Genomic DNA, 18,608 nt, shown 5'->3' on the forward strand with positions numbered 1-18,608 from the left:
CTGCGGATACGCCTGCAACGCTGACGTGAACGCGGCCAGAAACATCCGATTGGCCGCCGCAGGGCATGCGGTGGATGCGCGGGGAGGCGACCGGGTTGCCGGGCCTGCGAACCGTGAACCTCAACCCATCCTCCTGTCAGCGTAGAGATGGGTTGAAATCCCCTCCTTCAGGCGGGTGGAGGATGTCAAGAGAGCGCGTCGACCACGGCGGCCGCCACCGCGCGCTGGCCGGCCGGCGACAGGTGCACGCCGTCCTCGATGAGGTCGGCGCCCTCCGCGACGACCGGGGTGGCGGGCATGACCTTGGCGACGGCGGCGACGTCGTCGTTGGCCCAGGTGAGCCTGGCCTGCTGGAAGGGCTGGTAGGCCGCCACCCGCGCCTCGTCGACCGCCGTCGGCGCGACCCACACCCAGCGCGCCGGCACGCTCGCTTCCAGAGCGCGCAGGTTGCGTTCGGTCTCGGCGATGCTGACCTGGGTCGGCCCGTGGGGGGCGGCGACGCGCATGGCGTCGTTGCCGCCCAGCATGCACAGCACCCAGTCGGGGCGCTGGAAGTACAGGCCGGGCAGCGCCGCCAGCGCCTGGGTGGTCGTCTGGCCGGATACCGCCAGGTTGACCAGGCTGATCCCGTCCCCCGGACGTCGCAGGGCCAGCAGGTGGCGCAGGATCTCGAACCACGACTGCAGGTCGGCCGTGGTGCTCTCCCCCACCGCCGCCACCCGCTGGCCCGGCTCGAAGGGCAGCCTGTCCACCTTCTCCGCGAATCCAGGTACGGCGAGCAGTTCCTCCGCCGTCTGCCGCGCACTGGCGTCAAACGCCTGGAGGATGCCTCGATAGGCCTCCAGGTCCAGCCCGAACAGTCCGGCTACGCGCTCCTCGTCGAGCCTGCCGAGGTAGCCAAGCACCTTCTGCGGCTGCTGGAAGCGAATGAGTCGTTCCGTGTTCACTTGATCTCCATCCTCTTACGTGTGCGCGGCAGCATGAATCCCGCCGCGATCAGCCATGCCAACCCCGTGAAGCGCGCCACGGGCAACAGGAACGCCGCATCGGAAACCAGCAGCGTCAAGGTGGACAACTCCGCGATCGCCGCGATGACCAGCCCCGCCAGCGCGAACACCCGCGGCAGCAGTACGGCCAGCCACCCGGGCACCGCGATCCCCGCCACCAGCAATCCCAGGAACACCACGTGCCCGGTGCCACCGGTGGCGAACGACAGGTCCTGCAGCACGGGGACCACCGCGGGCGCCTGCCCCCTGGACAGCGCCCACCCGAACATCGCGCACAGCGCCAGCAAGCCGCTGGCCAGCAGCCCTCCCGCCAGCGCGATCGTCGCCCCCGGCGCCCGGATCCCGAGGTCGCGCAGCCGTACGGAAACCGTGGCGGCGTAGATCGCCATCGGGACAGCGGCCGCGAACTGCAGGAACGCGCTCACCTGGACCGCGTCCCGGTGATCGGCGAAGTAGGCCAGGATCTGCGCCTGCTCCGCGAAGGGCGAAGGGAAGGTGACCCCGCCCGCCATGGCCGTGCTGATGCCGATCCCGGCCACGAACAGGGCCGTGAACACCACGGCGAGGATCCCCAGCGGCGGACCGCCCTGCGTGCGCGCCATCACCCGGTCACCCGCCCGCCCGTCAGGTCGAGCGTCACGCCGGTCACCCAGGACGAGGCGTCGGAGGCGAGATACAGCACCGCCTCGGCGACGTCCTCCGGCCGGCCGACGCGTCCCAGCGGGAAGGCTGCGGCCAGCTCGTCCAGCTGCTCGGCGGACATGTAGCGCCGCATGCGGTCGTTGAGCACCGCCGAGGGAGCCAGGCAGTTGACCCGGATCCCGTGCTTGCCCACCTCGTTGGCCAGGTGGCTGGTGAGCATCACCACGCCCGCCTTCGCGGCCGCGTACGCGATGTTCGCCCCGCCGGGCCTGCGTCCGGCCGAGGAGGACATCGTGATGATCGACCCGTGGTTCTGGTCGATCATGCCGGGCAGGAACGCGTTGATCGTCAGGAACGCCGACGTCAGCTCGGACTCGATGACCGCCCGCCACCCGGCGGCGTCGATCTTCATCGGCCCGCCCTGACCTCCCGCGAACGTCGCCAGGATCTGCACCGGCCCTACCTGGTCGCGTAGCCGTTGGAGGACCTTCTCGTCGGTCACGTCGCCCGGCGCCCTTACCGCCTCACCCCCTTGGCCGACGATGTCCGCCACCACCGCGTCGATCGCCGCCTCGTCGCGGCCGTTCACCGCGACCTTGACCCCGTTCGCGGCCAGTGCGCGGCAGGTCGCCGCGCCGATCCCTCTCGAGCCACCTGTGACCAGGGCGACCTTGCCCGCCAGGTCCGGATAGTGGGCCATCACAGCTCCATTCTCTCCACTGAACTATTCATAGCACAGAACTGTTCTGCCTGGGATACCATCGCTTCCATGACCATGCCACGCCCCGGATCGGCGTTCCTGCTCGCGCAGATCGGAGCCCACGCCGCGGCCCGCTTCGCCGACCGCATCGGCGAACTGGGCGTGGTGCCGTCGGACGTCGGCCTGCTGCGCATGATCGCCACCCAGCCGGGGCGTAGCCAGCAGTCCCTGTCGGAGGAAATGGGCGTGGTGCCCAGCCGGGTCGTGGCCTTGATCGACAACCTGGAACGCAAGGGCCTGGTCGAACGCCGCCGCAACCCCTCGGACCGGCGCCACTACGAACTCCACCTGACGGAGGCGGGCAGCCACGTCATGACGGAAATGCGCCGCCTCGGGATGGCCCACGAGAACGACATCTGCGCGGCTCTCGACGACAAGCAGCGCGTCCGGCTGAAGGAACTCCTGGAAGCGATAGCCGCCCAGCAGGGCCTCACCTCAGGCGTCCACCCCGGCTATCGGTGACCTTTACGGCGATGGTCATGTCCGGGGGATGAATAGATCATGCGCCGACATATCGGTGTCGTGATGCCGGAAGGCTGTCAGGGTCACTCATAGTGTTCGCCACATGGTGGCCTTCATGATCCTGCTGTTCCTGGTGCTCATCGTCGCGCCGCTCGTCCACGTGCTCGTCGACCGGAGCCCGGCCCGCCGTACTCGCCACCGAGTTGTGGAGCTGTGGCTGCTGTGGTGGGTCGGCGGCAGCGGCGCCCTGGGAGTGCTGGCGGGGCTCCAGCACATCGGCCCGTTCGCCCCGGAGATCGCGGACGGCATCGGCTTCGCGCACAGCCCCTTCCAGTGGGAGGTCGGCTGGGCCGACATCGCGGTGGGCACCATCGGCTTCCTCAGCATCTGGAACCGAGGATCATTCCTGACGGCAGCCGTCATCGCCCTGTCGATCCTCTACCTGGGCGACGCCATCGGCCACATCATGCAACTGATCGCCCACGGCAACATGGCCCCGGGCAACGTCTGGACCATCCCCACGGACATCCTCCAGCCCTTGGTCGCCATAGCCCTCCTGATCGCCTACCGCCGCACACCCCGCACGCCGTAAGTGGTGAGAGCTTGGCTGAGACGATTCGAAGGGGTCATGGTCGCGATCGCATTGGAGTTCACCATGAGTGCGGAGTTTTCGTCTGGTCGTACCGAGGCGGCCTGCCGGGCGCGGGAGATTCTTGATCGGTCATCTCGTCACCTGGGCCGAGGACAACCTCCAGGAAATCGATGCGGCACGGGTCGCCTTCGACGTCCGTGCCGAGGAAATCAGATCGACAGCTTCCGGAAATCGATGAGGGACGGCGCGGGCAGCGGATCGTCCTCCGTGCCCGGTGCCGGGCTGCGCTCGAGGAGTTGCGTTCCCACGATGCGGCCTGCGAATACGGCGTGCAGTCTGACGCTGCCACCGGATCTGTTGCGGAATCCGTGTGCCACCCCTGGCGGCACCATGATGACGGCGCCCGGGCCGACCGGCTGCCATTCCCCGTCGTAGAAGGCTTCGGCTTCACCTTCGTCGATGATGAGGACTTCTTCGTTGGTGTGGACGTGGACCGGGATTATCTCCCCTGCCGCCAGGCGCTCGAAATTCAGCACCAGATCTTTGACGTAGGTGCCGTCAGGGCGGGCGGGGTCGATGACCAAGGAATGGCGGGACTCCGGCTTGTAGTTGTGCGGGTCCGGCGGGAAGGGGACATATTCCAGGTCGCTGATAATGGTCATGAAGTCAGCTTGCACGCCGGCACTTCAAGCCGGTAGATCGCACTTTTTCGTTACCTGGTAATCCCCGGGTAACCAGGGAGGAACCGCGTGAGCAGTATCCAGGCCGAGGTCATCACCACCGAACGGCTGGACCTCCTGCCCCTGCGCGTCGAACATGCCGAGGAGATGGCCACGGTGCTGTCCGACCCCGCCCTGCACACCTTCATCGGCGGCACTCCGGACACCCCGCAAGCCCTGCGCACCCGCTACCAGCGGATGGTCGCCGGCTCCCCCGACCCCGGCGTCACCTGGCTGAACTGGGTGATCCGCCTCCGCGACGAAGCCTGCCTGACCGGCACGGTCCAGGCCACGATCAACGGTCCCATCGCCGAGATCGCCTGGGTGGTGGGAACGCCGTGGCAACGAAGAGGCATCGCCACCGAAGCCGCCCACGGCCTCGTCACCTGGCTAGCCAGCCAGCCAGTGGAATCCATCATCGCCCACATCCACCCAGCCCACGACGCATCCGCAGCCGTCGCCACAGCCCTCGGCCTCACCCCGACCGACGTACGACAGGGCGCCGAGATCCAGTGGCACCGACGCTTGACCACACCGGAGGCCTCGGAATAGGTCGGCGGTGCATACTGCTCGCTCGGCGGTCCCGGCTAGATCACCCCGTGTTCAGGTGGTGTTGGACTGCTCTTGCAGCATGTACTGCGCGTACCAGGTCGGCCAGTCCGGGTCGGGGTGGCCGAGTTGTTCCTCGTACCGGCCGTGGGCGGCCTCCGCGCGGCGTAGGGCCTCGGCCAGGTCGGCGGCGGATTCGTAGGTTGCTCGCATCTCGGTCACCGGCCCGGGAGGCGGGTGGTGACCTCCTGGAGGAGCCACCCGTTGCCGTCGGGGTCACTGAAGGAGACGTAGGAGCCGTAGCTCTTGCGGCCGGGAGCCGGACCGGACGCCCGTCCTTCGGTTCCTGCGTGGGGGAAGATCCCGCCCGCGTCGTGGAAGACCTCGCTCACGTCGACGCCGCGGTCGACGAGCTCGGCTCGCGCCGCTTCGATGTCGTTGACGATCAGGTACAGGCCTTGCGCTGATCCCGGTTCGGCCGCAGTGACCCTGGTGCCGAAGATGATCGAGCAGGGCGAGCCCGGTGGGGTCAGCTGCACCGCGCGGAAGTCGTCGCCGGTCGCGAAGTCGGCGTCCTCCCGCCACCCGAGCGCCTTGTAGAACCCCTTGGCCCGATCGACGTCGGCGACCGGTATCACCACAACCTCAAGCTTCATGTCCATGACCTGTGCTCCTCCCGTTCGATACCAGCGTCGGGGGGAACCAGGTTCCACCATCGCTCCTCTTGAGGGGCGAAGTCCAGTTGATCATCAGGCAGCCCTGAGGGCCTCCCACCTCAGGTGCGCCACAGATCACACGTGTGCGATTTATGGTGATATGTCCATTTTGGTTAGACTTCGCGGCTTGTGGAGATCTACCTGACCCAGGCGAAAATCGCCCTGTTGCTTGCCCCGCTGGCCATCGCGCTGCTGTCGCTGCCCTTCGTGTCGCGCCAGTACCAGCGTTTCGGGCGCATCGGGCGATGGTCGGGGATCGTCACGGCGATGCTCATCCTGTACGCCTGCGGCGTCGTGGCCTTCACGCTGTTCCCCCTGCCCGAGGTGACGCCGGACTTCTGCGCCATCCGGCAGAGCCTCGCCACGCCACGCATGCAGCCGCTGTCGAGCATCCACGACGTGATCAGAGAGAACGCCGGCCAGGGTCTGCTCGCCACGCTGTACAGCAGATCGATGCTGCAGATCGTGTTCAACGTCGCTCTGTTCGTACCCCTCGGCTTCATCCTGCGCTACCGCCAGCGGCTCGACGTCACGCGCACCCTGCTGTTCTCCCTGGCCGGTTCGCTGGCGATCGAGCTCACCCAGCTCACCGGCCTGTGGGGCCTGTACCCCTGCGCGTACCGGCTGTTCGACCTGGACGACCTGATCATCAATACGGCCGGCGCCGGGCTCGGCTGGCTGCTGGCCGGTCCGTCAGCCCGCCTGCTGCCGGACCCGTGGCCGTCGCCCCGCCCGGACCTCGCGCCGCCGACCACCGCCCGGCTGGCGCTCGCCATGGTGCTCGACGGGGTGGTGTGGTTCTTCTCCTCGCCGGTGTTCGGGCTGCTCGCCGTACAGGGCCATCAGCTCGTCACAGGTGGCCCGATGCCGGCGGACGCCCTGCTGCGGGACGTCCTGCCCGGCTTGTCGTACGCGATGACCGGGCTGGTCATCTTCGTCGTCATCCCGGCCGTACGGCAGGACGGCGCCACACCCGGCAGGGCGGCCGTACACGTGGCGCTCCGCGACGCGCCGACCGGCCGGCCGGCGCCTCCGCTCCGGAAGCTGGCCCGGTCCGGCGCGCCGTACCTCGCCCTCAGCGTTGGCGCGGCCGTCAGCGGCTTCCTGCCGGTCCTCGCCCTCCTCACCATCCTGGAACTGGAACGCCGCGGCCTCCTGGCACGCTGGACCCGGACGCGGTTCGTCACGCGAGGCGCGGCCGTCCAGGAGTGTCAGCTGACGTAAGCCGCGAGGTGCTCGCCCGTGAGGGTGGAGCGGGCGGCGACGAGGTCGGCCGGGGTGCCCTCGAAGACGATCCGGCCGCCGTCGTGGCCGGCGCCGGGGCCGAGGTCGATGATCCAGTCGGCGTGCGCCATGACCGCCTGGTGGTGCTCGATGACGATGACCGACTTGCCGGCGTCGACGAGCCGGTCGAGCAGGCCGAGCAGCTTCTCGACGTCGGCGAGGTGCAGGCCGGTGGTCGGCTCGTCCAGGACGTAGACGCCGCCCTTGTCGGCCATGTGGGTGGCCAGCTTGAGCCGCTGCCGCTCGCCCCCGGACAGCGTGGTGAGCGGCTGGCCGATGGTGAGGTAGCCGAGCCCGACGTCGGCGAGCCGGCCGAGGATGGCGTGCGCGGCCGGCGTGCGCGCCTCGCCCGCGCCGAAGAACTCCCCGGCCTCGGTCACCGACATCGCCAGCACCTCGCTGATGTCGCGACCGCCGAAGTGGTATTCGAGCACCGAGGCATCGAACCGCTTGCCCTCGCAGTCCTCGCAGGTGGTGGCTGTGCCGGCGACGACCCCCAGGTCGACGTAGATGACACCGGCGCCGTTGCAGCCAGGGCAGGCGCCCTCGGAGTTGGCGCTGAACAGCGCCGGCTTCACGCCGTTGGCCTTCGCGAACGCCTTGCGGATCGGGTCGAGCAGTCCCGTGTACGTCGCCGGATTGCTCCGTCGCGAGCCCTTGATCGCGGCCTGGTCGACCGAGACGACGCCCGCGGAGACGGGGATGGAGCCGTGGACCAGCGAGCTCTTGCCGGAGCCGGCGACGCCGGTGAGGACGGTGAGCACCCCGAGCGGGATGTCGACGTCGACGTCGCGCAGGTTGTTCGCCGACGCGCCGCGGATCTCCAGCTTGCCGTTGGGCTTGCGCACCGTCTCCTTGAGGGAGGCCCGGTCGTCGAGATGGCGTCCGGTGATGGTGCCGCTGGCCCGCAGTCCCTCGAGGGTCCCCTCGTAGGAGATGGTGCCGCCCGCCGTACCGGCGCCAGGGCCGAGGTCGACGACGTGGTCGGCGATCGCGATCGTCTCCGGCTTGTGCTCGACGACCAGCACCGTGTTGCCCTTGTCGCGCAGCCGCAGCAGCAGGTTGTTCATCCGCTGGATGTCGTGGGGGTGCAGGCCGATGGTGGGCTCGTCGAAGACGTAGGTGACGTCGGTGAGAGCGGAGCCGAGGTGGCGGATCATCTTGGTGCGCTGCGCCTCGCCGCCCGACAGCGTGCCCGCCGGCCGCTCCAGTGAGAGGTAGCCCAGCCCGATCTCCACGAACGATTCGAGGGTGTGCAGCAGCTTGCCGAGCAACGGCGCCACCGTCGGCTCGTCGAGGCCGCGGACCCATTCGGCCAGGTCGCGGATCTCCATCGAGCAGGCGTCGGCGATGTTGATGCCCCTGATCTTCGAGGAGCGGGCCGCCTCGTTGAGCCGGGTGCCGCCGCAGTCGGGGCAGGCGGTGAACGTCACCACCCGCTCCACGAACGCCCGGATGTGCGGCTGCATCGCTTCGACGTCCTTGGACAGGAACGACTTCTGGATCGACGGGATCAGACCCGAGTACGTCAGGTTGATGCCCTCGACCTTGATCTTGGTCGGCTCCCTGTAGAGCAGGTCGTCGAGTTCCTTCTTGGTGAACTCGCTGATGGGCTTGTCCGGGTCGAAGTAGCCGCTGCCTCGGAAGATGCGGCCGTACCAGCCGTCCGTGCTGTACCCGGGGATCGAGAGCGCACCCTCGTTGAGCGACTTGCTGGCGTCGTACAGCTCGGACAGGTCGAAGTCGTTGACCGTGCCACGGCCCTCGCAGCGCGGGCACATGCCGCCGTGGTAGACGGCCTTGCGCACCACGATCCGCTCGCCCCTGCCCTTGTCGACGTCCATCGCCCCGCTCGCCGTACGCGTCGCGGTGTTGAAGGAGAAGGCAGGGGGCGGGCCGATGTGCGGCTCCCCGAGCCGGCTGAACAGGATGCGCAGCATCGCGTTGGCGTCGGTGGCCGTGCCGACCGTGGAACGGGGGTCGGCGCCCATCCGCTGCTGGTCGACGATGATCGCGGTCGTCAGCCCGTCGAGCACGTCGACGTCGGGCCGCGCCATCGTCGGCATGAAGCCCTGCACGAAGGTGCTGTAGGTCTCGTTGATCATCCGCTGCGACTCCGCGGCGATCGTGTTGAACACCAGTGAGCTCTTGCCCGAACCTGAGACGCCGGTGAACACCGTCAGCCTGCGCTTCGGGAGCTCGATGCTGACGTCCTTGAGGTTGTTCTCGCGCGCGCCGTGCACGCGGATCAGGCCATGGCTGTCGGCAACGTGCGGCGCAGGCGACTGCGTGTCCGTCTTGGGGGTCATCGTGTCTCCATCGGTTTGTACTGTCGGCGCCGTCACGGCAGCGGTCCCCTGTCTACCTGATCGTCGGGGGGTTGCGCGACGTCGGGACAGGTACGGCATGCCGGCGTGGCTGTGCGCGGCCGGGCTTCTTCACGGCCGCCTGTGTCAGCGGGCTTCGTTGATGCGGATCTGGTTGCCCGCGGGATCGCGGAAGGCGCAGTCGCGGATGCCGTACGGCTGGTCCATCGGCTCCTGGACGACCTCGGCGCCGGCGGCCTGCACCCGCTTGAAGACGCCGTCGAGATCATCGGTGGACAGCACGAGGCTGGCGAAGGTGCCCTTGGCCATCATCTCGGCGATCATGCGGCGCTCGTCGTCGGTGATGCCGGGGTCGGCGCCCAGCGGATGCAGGACGATGGACGTATCCGGCTGGCCGACCGGGCCGACCGTGATCCAGCGCATCCCCGCGTACCCGACGTCGTTGCGCACCTCGAAGCCGAGAATGTCCCGGTAGAAGGCCAGCGCGGCATCCGGGTCGTCCTGCGGGAGGAAGCTCGCCTGAATGGTGATGTCCATGGCATTCAGGTTAGTTGCGACCCCGTGACCTGCGCTTCTCGATTCCTGACGGGTCGGGTCACCTGCTTGGCCACGCACGACGGGATCCCCTCCGTCGCGCCCGCCGCCTCGCGCCGGTAGACGCTGGGCGGGACGCCGACCAGCTCGGTGAAGCGCGTGCTGAAGGTGCCCAGCGACGAGCAGCCGACCGCGAAACACACCTCGGTGACGCTGAGGTCGCCACGCCGCAGCAGCGCCATCGCGCGCTCGATGCGCCGGGTCATCAGGTAGCCGTACGGCGACTCCCCGTAGGCGAGGCGGAACTGGCGGCTGAAGTGCCCGGCCGACATGTTCACGCCCCGGGCGAGGGCCTCGACGTCCAGCGGCTGCGCGTACTCCCGGTCCATCCGGTCGCGGACGCGACGCAGCCGCGCCAGGTCGCGCAGGTGCTGCTCGGTGGTGGGTCTGCTGGTCACCTGCTCGATCGTGCCACGTCAGACCCGCGATTGCCTAGCGCCGCCTTCGGTCAGGCACAGTACCGGTTCAGACGATTCACGATGATGAGGCCCTTCTGCTTGGTAGTCCCGCTCCAATGCTTGAGCTCGTCCAGGATCCTGTTACGGAGAACCCGCCAGGAACCACTCGACGAACGACCGACCGTTCGCAGCCAGGACCTCGCATCGGCGATGGCACTCCCGCAGGAGCTGGCGGCCACCGCCTCTGTCCTCGATACCTGAGCCCTCTCAGCTGCCTGCGCACCCGTCACCGGCAGGGTGGCGATTGCTGCGGCTACCAGTGCGGCACTCACGATGCCGGCGCGGCGAACGTTCACGTGTCGTCCTTTCACGATGGAGTCATGATCCACCCGCAAGATCGTCAAGAGCCTAGTGGCTGCAGGCCGACCGCACACGCCGATACCCGATGAAAGCGCCACACTCGGCTTTCGGGTTGAACATCACCGAGAGCGAGCAAGGCGGCCTCGGCGTGGTGCGCTCTGGGGACACGCGGTCCGCTGGGCCGCCTCGAGCGAGTGTCGGTGGTCGGTGTGGCCCTGCCGTACAGGGCGATTGTTCACGTCTGCGCGGTGAGCAGGGCGTCGGCGAGGCCGGTGCGGGCGTAGAACACCGAGCGGCCCGCTCGGTGGGTGCTGGTCAGGCCGGCGGCCCGCAGCGCGGTGAGATGCTGGGACACGCCCGCCGCGGAAAGGCCCGACCGTTGGGCCAGTTCGGTGGTCGAGGCGGGCGAGTCCAGTTCGGCCAGGATCAGCGCCCGGGATCGGCCGATCACAGCGGCGAGGGCTTCCATGCGCGCATGCGTCCGGCGCTCCCACAACGTGCCGATCCCCCGCGCCGGGTAGGCCAGCTGAGGCGGTTCCGACGCGACGGAACGGGTCAGCACCCGCGGCCAGGCGAAGACCGACGGCACCAGAAGCAGCCCGGCTCCGGTCTCGATCCTGGTGATGGCGCAGTGCCGCTGTACCAGGTGGAGGCCGCCGCTGACCCAGCGCACCGTGTGGTGCAGCTGGTCGAGCGCCTGGGCCGTACCGTGCTCGGCCACCTGGCGGCCGCGGTGGAAGACGTCCGCCTCCAGCACCGAGTGGATCCTGGCCCAGTAAGGCGCCATCGCGAGCTGCCAGTAGACCTCGATCTCCGCGACGATCCTGGGCAGATAGGTCCGAGGGTTCCGGTGAAGGCTCAGCAGCCGGGAGGACAGCCGGCCATCGCGCTCGGCGGCCAGCTGGTCGAGGTCCCGCCGTACCTGCTCGGGGTCTGTGGCCTCGATGGCGGCCAGTTCTTCGGAAAGCTCGTGGGACGCAGTCGTCGGGTTGAGGAAGTCGGGGAGATGGCCGGTGGGCGGAATCATGTCCGCCAGCCAACCGCGATCGAGACCTGCGGCTGCGAGCCGAGGGCGCACCTGGTCGGCCCAGCCGCGATGCGGATCCGGCACCGCGGCGGCGGCCAGCGCTCTGCAACTGGTGACGACTTCCCACATGGGCGAGACGGCGAACCGGGTCTCGGCCAGATCGTCCACCGAAAAGGTCAGCCGCGCCTTCATGCCGCCTCCATAGCCCCCACGATTCGGTCCGAGCTTAATCAATGGACGCTCGCTCCTTCGCCCGGCAGCATCCCGTGCGCAGAAGCCGAACAACGTGAAGGGGTCATGCACATGTCCAATGCCGCGGCCAAGAGAAAAGCCGGGCTGTTCCGCACCCTGAGCACCGAGTCCGTGCTGGTGCTGCCCAACGCCTGGGACGCCGCCAGCGCGGCTGTGATCGCCGCGGCCGGCGCCACGGCGATCGCCACGACCAGCGGCGGCGTGTCGTGGTCCCTGGGCCGCGGCGACGGGCAACGGCTCAGCCGAGACCAGATGGTGGAGGCCGCACGGCGCATCGTGGACTCCGTCGACTTGCCGGTGACGGTCGACGTGGAGGGAGGGTACGGCCCGGCCCCGGCGGATGTCGCCGCGACCATCCGGGCGGTGGTCGAGGCCGGTGCGGTGGGCGTCAATCTGGAGGACTCCGCGGCCGTGGGCGGTCCTCTCTTCGATGTCGCCGAGCAGAGCGGCAGGCTGCGCGCCGCCAGGGACGCCGCGGCCGCGGTCGGCCTGCCGGAACTGTTCATCAACGCACGCACCGACGTCTTCCTGTTCGCGATCGGTCCATCCGATGAACGGCTGGGCGAGGTGATCACGCGCACCGTGGCCTACGCCGAGGCGGGAGCCGACGGCATCTTCGTTCCCGGCCTGCTCGACATCGACGTGCTGAACACTCTCTGCGCCAAGTCGCCGCTGCCGGTCAACGCGATGGCCGTCGCCGGCGGACCGAGCGTCAGCGAGCTCGCACAAGCCGGGGTCCGAAGGATCAGCCTGGGCACCGGACTGGCCCAGGCCGCCTACACCGCCACCCGCAGAGCCGCCGCGGAACTCCTCGGCACCGGAACTCTCTCAGCATTGAACGACTCACTGAACTTCGGCGAACTCGACGCCCTGTTCCGCCATTGATCGCAGGTGTCCAGCAGGCTTTTGCGCCGGCTCAGCGTTGTCAAGTCGGCTACCCGCAGCTACTGCGCCGGAGGCCGTACTCCGACCAGAGCCTCAGCTTCTGGATCAGGCATCTCTGGTCATGCACCTGGCTCACCCCCGGCATCCGCGCCAGCCGGCGGATCGGGGCGTCCCAGTCGGCCTCCGGCCGCATCGACAGCCAGTAGGACTCGGGCATGTCCGACACCCTGGTGGCGGAGACGAGCGCTTCGTTGTCCGCATACGCCTCGACGAATTTCCGGTACGCCGTCGCCTGGTCTTCATACTCGTACGACTCGAGTCCGGGGATCCGCTCGATGACGGCGACGATCGCCTTCTTCTCCTTGGCCGTGGCGACCAATCCGTTCGCCTTGCCTCGCCCCTGCCGGCAGGTACGCCAGACCGTGTCCTTCATGCAGAGGAATACGGCAATCTCCGCCTCTTCGGGTAGCACCGTGGCCTGATTTTCGGCCTGATCGACTGCGAACCCTACTCCTGGCCGCCGGTTCGCCGACGTGGCGATCCTGGCCCGGTCGGCCGCTCCCGACACCCGTACGCGGAACGACTCCGGCAGGTCCCTGGCCCGCACGCTCGCCAGCGCCTTCTTCTGGCCGGCGAACTCACGACGGAGGCTCGCATACGCCGAGGCCCGGCTCACGAAACGCACCTCGGTCACCTCGGGCGTGGACTTCAGGAACCTCTCGACGTCGCGCCGCTGCTTGGCCGTGGCGTAGCGCTTGTGACACCCGTACGAGGACGGCGTACACAGGAAGACCGCGATCTCCCAGTCGTCGCTGACGCTGGCCTCCGGCGGCGCCGCCGCGCGAGCCGGCACGACCGACCCGGTCATCCCGGAAAGTGCGACGACACCCGCGAGCATCACCCGCGATAACCAGCGCTTCACCGAACTCCTCGCTCAAGGATCAGGGGTCGCCTCGCGGGGTGCTTCACCGCCTACCGTTCCCGACCCGCATGATCGTAGCAATCGACCGCAATGCCTTTCCGGACCCGGACACCCTGGCCCCTGCATGCTCACGCCTCGCTCGACGCTGGGCGATCCGCTCGTCGGTCGAGGGCGGCGGGTGGTGCTGAACCAGGTCTCCCCGGAGCGATCTTCGCTTCGGGGCTTTCTTGCTGGTCGTAAGTAAGGATCGGAACCAGCGCCGTCTGACCCTGCGCTTTCAAGCGTGCGTCTCAACTCGAGTTCGCCGGCGAGCAGTCCCACCCTGCGCAGCCCGTCTTCGTCGTTCGCGTCGCACAGGGTCCAGAACTGTTCGGCCGCCTCGATCATCTCGATTCGCCTGCTGACGGACCAAGTGTCGATCATCTCCAGCAGCGCCAGTCCTGCCACCGCCCAGCGGTCGGGATCCCCCATCGCGGTGACCTTCGCGACCTCGGCTGGAAGCAGCGCCGCCTGGAGCCGGCGGTCGTCGGCGCGCAGGCCATTGACGGCGTCCACGAGCAGGAGTGCCTGTTTCAACGTGAGCGAGCTCATGCCGTCCACTCTAACGCACGTCACAAACATCTGTTTAAAACATGTGTATGGTTGGCGGCATGGCGCAAGCAACCATGGCCAGCGACTACAGCTGCCTGTCCAGACGCATCAGGCAAGCCGGGCTACTCGATCGGCGGCCGCTCTACTACTTCGCGCGCCTCAGCACCGTGGCCGGGCTGTTCGCCGCGGGACTGATCGCGTTCTTCGCGCTCGGCGACTCCTGGCTGCAGATTCCCCTGGCCGCCTATTTCGCGATCGTCTTCGCGCAGGTCGCGCTCGTCGCCCATGACCTGGCCCACCGCCAGATCTTTGTAATGAAGGGCCCGAGCGACGTGCTCGGGCGCCTGGCTGGGAACCTTGGCATCGGCCTCGGTTACGGCTGGTGGATGAACAAGCACACCCGCCACCACGCCAACCCCAACCACGAGGACCTCGACCCCGACGTCGTGCCCGACGTACTGGTCTGGTCGCAGGAGCAGGCCAGGAACAGCAAGGGGCTGGCCAGGTTCATCGGCCGCAGGCAGGCGTTCCTGTTCTATCCGCTGCTCCTGCTGGAAGGGCTCAACCTCCATGTGAGCGGGGTGCGGGCGTTGCGGCAGCCGTGGATGAAGCACCGCGTACTGGAGGGGACGCTGCTGTTCGCCCACTTCGGGCTGTATCTGGCGGCGCTGGCCCTGACCCTGTCGCCGGGCAAGGCACTGGTGTTCTTCGCCGTCCATCAGGGATTGTTCGGCGTCTACATGGGCTGTGTCTTCGCCCCTGGACACAAGGGCATGCCGACGCTGACCGGCGAGGCCGACCTTGACTTCCTGCGCAAGCAGGTGTTGACCACGCGCAACGTGCGGGGCGGCTGGTTCGTCGACATCGCGATGGGCGGGCTGAACTACCAGATCGAGCACCACCTGTTCCCGAACATGCCCACCCCCAGTCTCCGCGAGGCGCGGCCGATCGTGCGCGCCTACTGCCGCCAGCTCGGCCTGCCGTACTGCGAGACCGGCTTCGTCTCCTCCCACGTGGAGGCCATCAGGCACCTGCACGACGCGGGTGCGCCCATTCGAAGGGAAGCGACCTCATGACCGTCGCATCGGCCCAGCGGGCCGGACGCAAGCAGTGGATCGGGCTGGCCGTACTGGTCCTGCCGGTGCTGCTGATCTCCGTCGACCTGCATGTGCTGTCCTACGCGTTGCCGTTCATCAGCACGAGCCTGGCGCCGACCGCCGCGCAGTTGCTGTGGATCATCGACATGTATCCCTTCATCCTGGCCGGGCTGCTGCTGCCGATGGGCACGCTGGGCGACAGGATCGGCCGGAGGAAACTCCTGATGATCGGGGCGGCCGCGTTCGGCGCCGCCTCGGCCGTGGCCGCGTTCTCCCCCGACGCGGGCACCCTCATCGCCACCCGCGCCCTGCTCGGTATCGGCGGCGCGACACTGATGCCCTCGACGCTGTCGCTGATCAGGAACATGTTCCACGACGAGCGCCAGCGCCGCGTGGCCATCGCGATCTGGACCGCGGCGTTCGCCGGTGGCGCCATGCTGGGTCCGCTCATGGGTGGCGCTCTCCTGGAGTACTTCTGGTGGGGCTCGGTGTTCCTGGTCAACCTGCCGGTGATGGCGCTCCTGCTCCTCCTGGCGCCGCTGCTGCTGCCCGAGTCGCGCGACCCGCGTCCCGGCCGGTTCGACGTGCCCAGCGTGGTGCTGTCGCTGGCCGCGATCCTGCCGACGATCTACGGTATCCAGCACATCGCCGCCGATGGCCTCAGCCTGCCGTCCGTGCTCGCCGTAATGGCGGGGCTGGCGCTCGGCGCCGTGTTCATCCGCCGCCAGCGGCTGGTGCCCGATCCGCTGCTCGACGTGTCGCTGTTCCGCAGCCGCGCCTTCGCCGCCGCGATCGGCGCCAACACGCTCGGCGTCTTCGCGATGGTCGGCTCCAGCCTGTTCACCACCCAGTACCTGCAGATGGTCATGGGCGTACGGCCCTTCGTGGCCGGGCTCTACGCGTTGCCGTCCGCGGGCATGGCGATGCTCACCGCGGGACTGGCACCCGCTCTGGTACGGAAGATCCACCCCGGTCTGGTGGTCTGCGCGGGCCTGCTCGTAGGCGCCTCCGGCTTCGCGTTCCTGGCACTGCTGGACACCGGCGGGCACGCGCTGCCCCTGGTCGTAGGGATCATGCTGATGGCCGGAGGCGTCACGCTTGTGTTGACCGTTTCCTCCGACCTGATCATCGCCGCCGCCCCGCCCGAGCGCGCAGGGTCCGTCGCCGGCCTGTCGCAGGTCGCCACGGAGTTCGGCGGCGCTCTGGGCATCTCGATCCTGGGCAGCATCGGAGCCGCGGTCTTCCGTGCCCAGGCGCCTGGAAGCCAGACCCTGGGTGCCGCGCTCGAGGCCGCCAAGAACCAACCCGCCCTGGCCGCGGCAGCGCGCGAGGCGTTCGTCGCGGGGCAGCACTACGCCATGATCACGGCCGCCGTGCTATTGGTCCTGATGGCGATCCTGCTGCGAGTTCAGCGCACCTAGACCGCGGACGAGTTCCCCGGCCGTGGGCGCGTGATCGGGGTCGATCATCCACTGCACCAGCATGCCGATGACGAGGGTGAGCAGCGCCTTGGACTGCTCCCCCTCATCCCCGCTCAGCGTCTCGGCCAGCTCGGCCCGGGCGCGCGCCTGGCCCTCGGCGAGTTGGCCGCGCAGCTCGGGCGAGTGCGGCGCCTGTGCCAGGGCCACGACGTTGGCTCGCCACAGCTCAGGACGCTCGCGGAAGGATCTGGTCATTCCTTCCCAGAACGCCTCCAGGTTCTGCGGCCCCTCGGGCATCGCCTTCAGGATCTCCTGGACCGCGTCGCCGGTCGCCTCGATCATCGCCTGGTTGAGCAGGGCGTCCTTCGAGCGGAAGTGGTAATTGATCGCCGCCAGGTTGCTGCCCGAGATGGCGATGATGTCGCGTACGGTCGTCTTGGCATAGCCGCGTTCGGCCAGGCACTGCTTGGCCGCGGCCAGCAGATCCTCAGGAACTCCCACAGGGAGTACCCTATCAAACATTTGTTTCAAACAGACGTTTCGCCATTCCTGTGACGACGACAGCCAAGACGAACGCCCAGCGCCCCTTCAGCGACGTGGCCGACGTTGCCGCGACCAGTGCCAGGCGGCGATCGTCCCGGTCGTGTACGGCGGGCAGCGAAGTGAGCGATCGTCACGACCACCCACAGTCCTCTGATCCGCAGGGAAGCTCCAGCGACGTGCGACCATGCCGCAGACCAGGCGCCGATGTGCGCCTACATGCCTCGCTCGGCCGTCATGGGGCCTCACCAGTGCTCTGGGTGTCTCGCCGCAGCTTGCCTTCCTGGAGATGGCCACCGAAATACGAGAGTCCCCATCGTGGGATATCGCCGCTTGGGGCCAACAGTCTGTACAAGATCGTTACGGGAAATCACTTATCTCGTCAACATCATCCACTTACTCTTTTCCCTGCTATATCCCCCCAAACAAGGACGCTGATGAAGCTCTTCTTCGCAGGCCTCGTCGCAACGGCCGCGACCGTGTGCGCGGTGGCCTTACCCGCTCAGGCGGCATCCGTGCAGGCCGCTCCAGTGGACCCGGTGAAAACCCTGAAGGCCCAACTGGTCCCGGGCAAAGGCGTAAAGATCAACGAATCAAGCAGCATCACCGTCGATTTCACCGTCAACGACCAGTCCATGCAGGTACAGGTGAACACCCGCACGATCGGCACCCTGGCTTTCGGCAAGGGCAACGCAGCGGCTGCCGACCTCCGTATCCGCATGTCCTCACGTCAGAAAGGGCCCAACCCTCCCTACCGGGTCATCACTGAGGGCAGAAACGCCTACGTGACCAACGCCGGCATCGCCAAGGCGCTGCCTTCCGGTCGTTCCTGGATCCAGTCGAAGGCCAGTGGGCACGAAAACGCCCTCCTCAACACGGGCGTCACTCCAGCGGACCTGCAGTTCATGCTGAACAACGCATCAGAAGTGGCGACCGGCGAATATGAGGGCACCGCCACACTCGCCGCCTTCCGGCACGACAAGTCCGCCGGGGAAGGCAACGTCGAGTTCCACCTGTACTTCGATGCGCACAACCTGCTCACCCGCACGGTCGTCGACACGACGGCCTACCCGGACGGCGACAGCACGGCCTATGACCAGATGGTCTTCCACACCGATACCAAGTATTCGGGCTGGGGCGCCAAGGTGAAGATCGCAGCACCGGCGGCCGGCAAGGTCATCAGCGAGAAGAAACTCGACGCGAAGACCCGCAAGGCCGTCATCAAGGCCGGCTATCCGGAGCACGGCCCCTTCTAACCTGCGCCACGCTCCGACGTCGGCCGGGCAACCCGCGTACATCTTTCCCCGAGTCCTCCAGAGGGGCAGGGAATCCGACAGGGAGGCGCAGAGCCTTCTCATCCGTGGCTGCGCCAGCCAAGAGCACGTTCCTGAGAAGCTGGCGAAAGGCCCGGGAGACGGCTCGGAACGGCGACGACCACGCCTCTCCACGTGGCTCAACGCGGG

The 18,608-nt window shown here is 68.1% G+C and carries 21 protein-coding genes; 8 read left to right on the forward strand and 13 right to left on the reverse strand.

The features are described from left to right. Window positions 1–185: 185 nt before the first annotated feature. From KIK09_RS57480 to KIK09_RS08060, 3 genes are read right to left on the reverse strand one after another with little or no spacing between them, the layout of a single operon-like run. Window positions 186–947 (reverse strand): SGNH/GDSL hydrolase family protein, encoded by a 762-nt coding sequence (locus KIK09_RS57480; RefSeq protein WP_214318092.1) that lies wholly within the window; start codon window positions 945–947, stop codon window positions 186–188. Then, window positions 944–1,609, reverse strand: coding sequence for a hypothetical protein (locus KIK09_RS08055; RefSeq protein ID WP_214318093.1), 666 nt, complete (start codon window positions 1,607–1,609; stop codon window positions 944–946). Before KIK09_RS08055 ends, KIK09_RS57480 begins: the two co-directional genes overlap by 4 nt. Continuing rightward, the gene (locus tag KIK09_RS08060) at window positions 1,609–2,349 is read right to left on the reverse strand and encodes an SDR family NAD(P)-dependent oxidoreductase (protein WP_214318094.1); all 741 of its coding nucleotides are present in this window, start codon (window positions 2,347–2,349) and stop codon (window positions 1,609–1,611) included. Before KIK09_RS08060 ends, KIK09_RS08055 begins: the two co-directional genes overlap by 1 nt. 69 nt (window positions 2,350–2,418) lie before the next feature. On the opposite strand from KIK09_RS08060, the gene KIK09_RS08065 reads away from it, so the two are divergent. Then, window positions 2,419–2,871, forward strand: a complete 453-nt coding sequence (locus tag KIK09_RS08065; RefSeq protein WP_214318095.1) for a MarR family winged helix-turn-helix transcriptional regulator — start codon at window positions 2,419–2,421, stop codon at window positions 2,869–2,871. A 103-nt stretch (window positions 2,872–2,974) separates the two neighbouring features. Then, the gene (locus KIK09_RS08070) at window positions 2,975–3,463 is read left to right on the forward strand and encodes a DUF6790 family protein (RefSeq protein ID WP_214318096.1); all 489 of its coding nucleotides are present in this window, start codon (window positions 2,975–2,977) and stop codon (window positions 3,461–3,463) included. Window positions 3,464–3,672: 209 nt separating this feature from the next. Here the strand turns inward: KIK09_RS08070 and KIK09_RS08075 are convergent, their stop codons facing one another. Next, on the reverse strand, window positions 3,673–4,125 hold the full coding sequence (locus KIK09_RS08075) for a cupin domain-containing protein (RefSeq protein WP_214318097.1): 453 nt from the start codon (window positions 4,123–4,125) through the stop codon (window positions 3,673–3,675). A gap of 87 nt (window positions 4,126–4,212) precedes the next feature. Here KIK09_RS08075 and KIK09_RS08080 point away from each other — a divergent pair, with 87 nt between their 5' ends. Further along, window positions 4,213–4,734 carry a GNAT family N-acetyltransferase gene (locus KIK09_RS08080; protein WP_214318098.1) on the forward strand — a complete coding sequence of 174 codons (522 nt, stop codon included), beginning with the start codon at window positions 4,213–4,215 and terminating at the stop codon, window positions 4,732–4,734. A gap of 51 nt (window positions 4,735–4,785) precedes the next feature. Here KIK09_RS08080 and KIK09_RS08085 read toward each other — a convergent pair whose 3' ends face one another. Both KIK09_RS08085 and KIK09_RS08090 read right to left on the reverse strand, forming a co-directional pair. Beyond that, the gene (locus KIK09_RS08085; protein ID WP_214318099.1) at window positions 4,786–4,944 is read right to left on the reverse strand and encodes a hypothetical protein; all 159 of its coding nucleotides are present in this window, start codon (window positions 4,942–4,944) and stop codon (window positions 4,786–4,788) included. A 5-nt stretch (window positions 4,945–4,949) separates the two neighbouring features. Beyond that, window positions 4,950–5,387, reverse strand: coding sequence for a VOC family protein (locus tag KIK09_RS08090; RefSeq protein WP_250572859.1), 438 nt, complete (start codon window positions 5,385–5,387; stop codon window positions 4,950–4,952). Between the two features lie 189 nt (window positions 5,388–5,576). On the opposite strand from KIK09_RS08090, the gene KIK09_RS08095 reads away from it, so the two are divergent. Continuing rightward, on the forward strand, window positions 5,577–6,671 hold the full coding sequence (locus tag KIK09_RS08095; RefSeq protein WP_214318101.1) for a VanZ family protein: 1,095 nt from the start codon (window positions 5,577–5,579) through the stop codon (window positions 6,669–6,671). Here the strand turns inward: KIK09_RS08095 and KIK09_RS08100 are convergent. The 4 genes from KIK09_RS08100 to KIK09_RS08115 all read right to left on the reverse strand — a co-directional run bounded on the left by KIK09_RS08100 (window position 6,659) and on the right by KIK09_RS08115 (window position 11,629). After that, on the reverse strand, window positions 6,659–9,040 hold the full coding sequence (locus KIK09_RS08100) for an ATP-binding cassette domain-containing protein (protein WP_214318102.1): 2,382 nt from the start codon (window positions 9,038–9,040) through the stop codon (window positions 6,659–6,661). The two genes, KIK09_RS08095 and KIK09_RS08100, sit on opposite strands and share 13 nt — an antisense overlap. A 144-nt stretch (window positions 9,041–9,184) precedes the next feature. Continuing rightward, the gene (locus KIK09_RS08105; RefSeq protein ID WP_214318103.1) at window positions 9,185–9,595 is read right to left on the reverse strand and encodes a VOC family protein; all 411 of its coding nucleotides are present in this window, start codon (window positions 9,593–9,595) and stop codon (window positions 9,185–9,187) included. A 5-nt stretch (window positions 9,596–9,600) separates the two neighbouring features. Then, complete coding sequence (locus tag KIK09_RS08110; protein ID WP_214319564.1) at window positions 9,601–9,981, reverse strand: helix-turn-helix transcriptional regulator; 381 nt, start codon at window positions 9,979–9,981, stop codon at window positions 9,601–9,603. 664 nt (window positions 9,982–10,645) lie between these two features. After that, complete coding sequence (locus tag KIK09_RS08115; RefSeq protein WP_214318104.1) at window positions 10,646–11,629, reverse strand: ArsR/SmtB family transcription factor; 984 nt, start codon at window positions 11,627–11,629, stop codon at window positions 10,646–10,648. Between the two features lie 111 nt (window positions 11,630–11,740). On the opposite strand from KIK09_RS08115, the gene KIK09_RS08120 reads away from it, so the two are divergent. Further along, window positions 11,741–12,574, forward strand: a complete 834-nt coding sequence (locus KIK09_RS08120) for an isocitrate lyase/PEP mutase family protein (RefSeq protein ID WP_214318105.1) — start codon at window positions 11,741–11,743, stop codon at window positions 12,572–12,574. A 49-nt stretch (window positions 12,575–12,623) separates the two neighbouring features. On the opposite strand, the gene KIK09_RS08125 is transcribed toward KIK09_RS08120, so the two are convergent. Both KIK09_RS08125 and KIK09_RS08130 read right to left on the reverse strand, forming a co-directional pair. Continuing rightward, window positions 12,624–13,496, reverse strand: coding sequence for a permease-like cell division protein FtsX (locus KIK09_RS08125; protein WP_214318106.1), 873 nt, complete (start codon window positions 13,494–13,496; stop codon window positions 12,624–12,626). Window positions 13,497–13,508: 12 nt separating this feature from the next. After that, window positions 13,509–14,087 carry a hypothetical protein gene (locus KIK09_RS08130; RefSeq protein WP_214318107.1) on the reverse strand — a complete coding sequence of 193 codons (579 nt, stop codon included), beginning with the start codon at window positions 14,085–14,087 and terminating at the stop codon, window positions 13,509–13,511. Between the two features lie 59 nt (window positions 14,088–14,146). On the opposite strand from KIK09_RS08130, the gene KIK09_RS08135 reads away from it, so the two are divergent. Beyond that, window positions 14,147–15,163, forward strand: a complete 1,017-nt coding sequence (locus tag KIK09_RS08135; protein WP_214318108.1) for a fatty acid desaturase family protein — start codon at window positions 14,147–14,149, stop codon at window positions 15,161–15,163. After that, on the forward strand, window positions 15,160–16,605 hold the full coding sequence (locus KIK09_RS08140) for an MFS transporter (protein ID WP_214318109.1): 1,446 nt from the start codon (window positions 15,160–15,162) through the stop codon (window positions 16,603–16,605). The genes KIK09_RS08135 and KIK09_RS08140 overlap by 4 nt, the downstream gene beginning before the upstream one ends. Here the strand turns inward: KIK09_RS08140 and KIK09_RS08145 are convergent. Further along, window positions 16,561–17,106, reverse strand: coding sequence for a TetR/AcrR family transcriptional regulator (locus KIK09_RS08145; protein WP_214318110.1), 546 nt, complete (start codon window positions 17,104–17,106; stop codon window positions 16,561–16,563). The two genes, KIK09_RS08140 and KIK09_RS08145, sit on opposite strands and share 45 nt — an antisense overlap. Window positions 17,107–17,582: 476 nt before the next feature. On the opposite strand from KIK09_RS08145, the gene KIK09_RS08150 reads away from it, so the two are divergent. Beyond that, window positions 17,583–18,401 carry a hypothetical protein gene (locus tag KIK09_RS08150; RefSeq protein WP_214318111.1) on the forward strand — a complete coding sequence of 273 codons (819 nt, stop codon included), beginning with the start codon at window positions 17,583–17,585 and terminating at the stop codon, window positions 18,399–18,401. Window positions 18,402–18,608 lie beyond the last annotated feature (207 nt).

This window comes from Nonomuraea sediminis (genome assembly GCF_018531495.1).
GTDB lineage: Bacteria > Actinomycetota > Actinomycetes > Streptosporangiales > Streptosporangiaceae > Nonomuraea > Nonomuraea sediminis.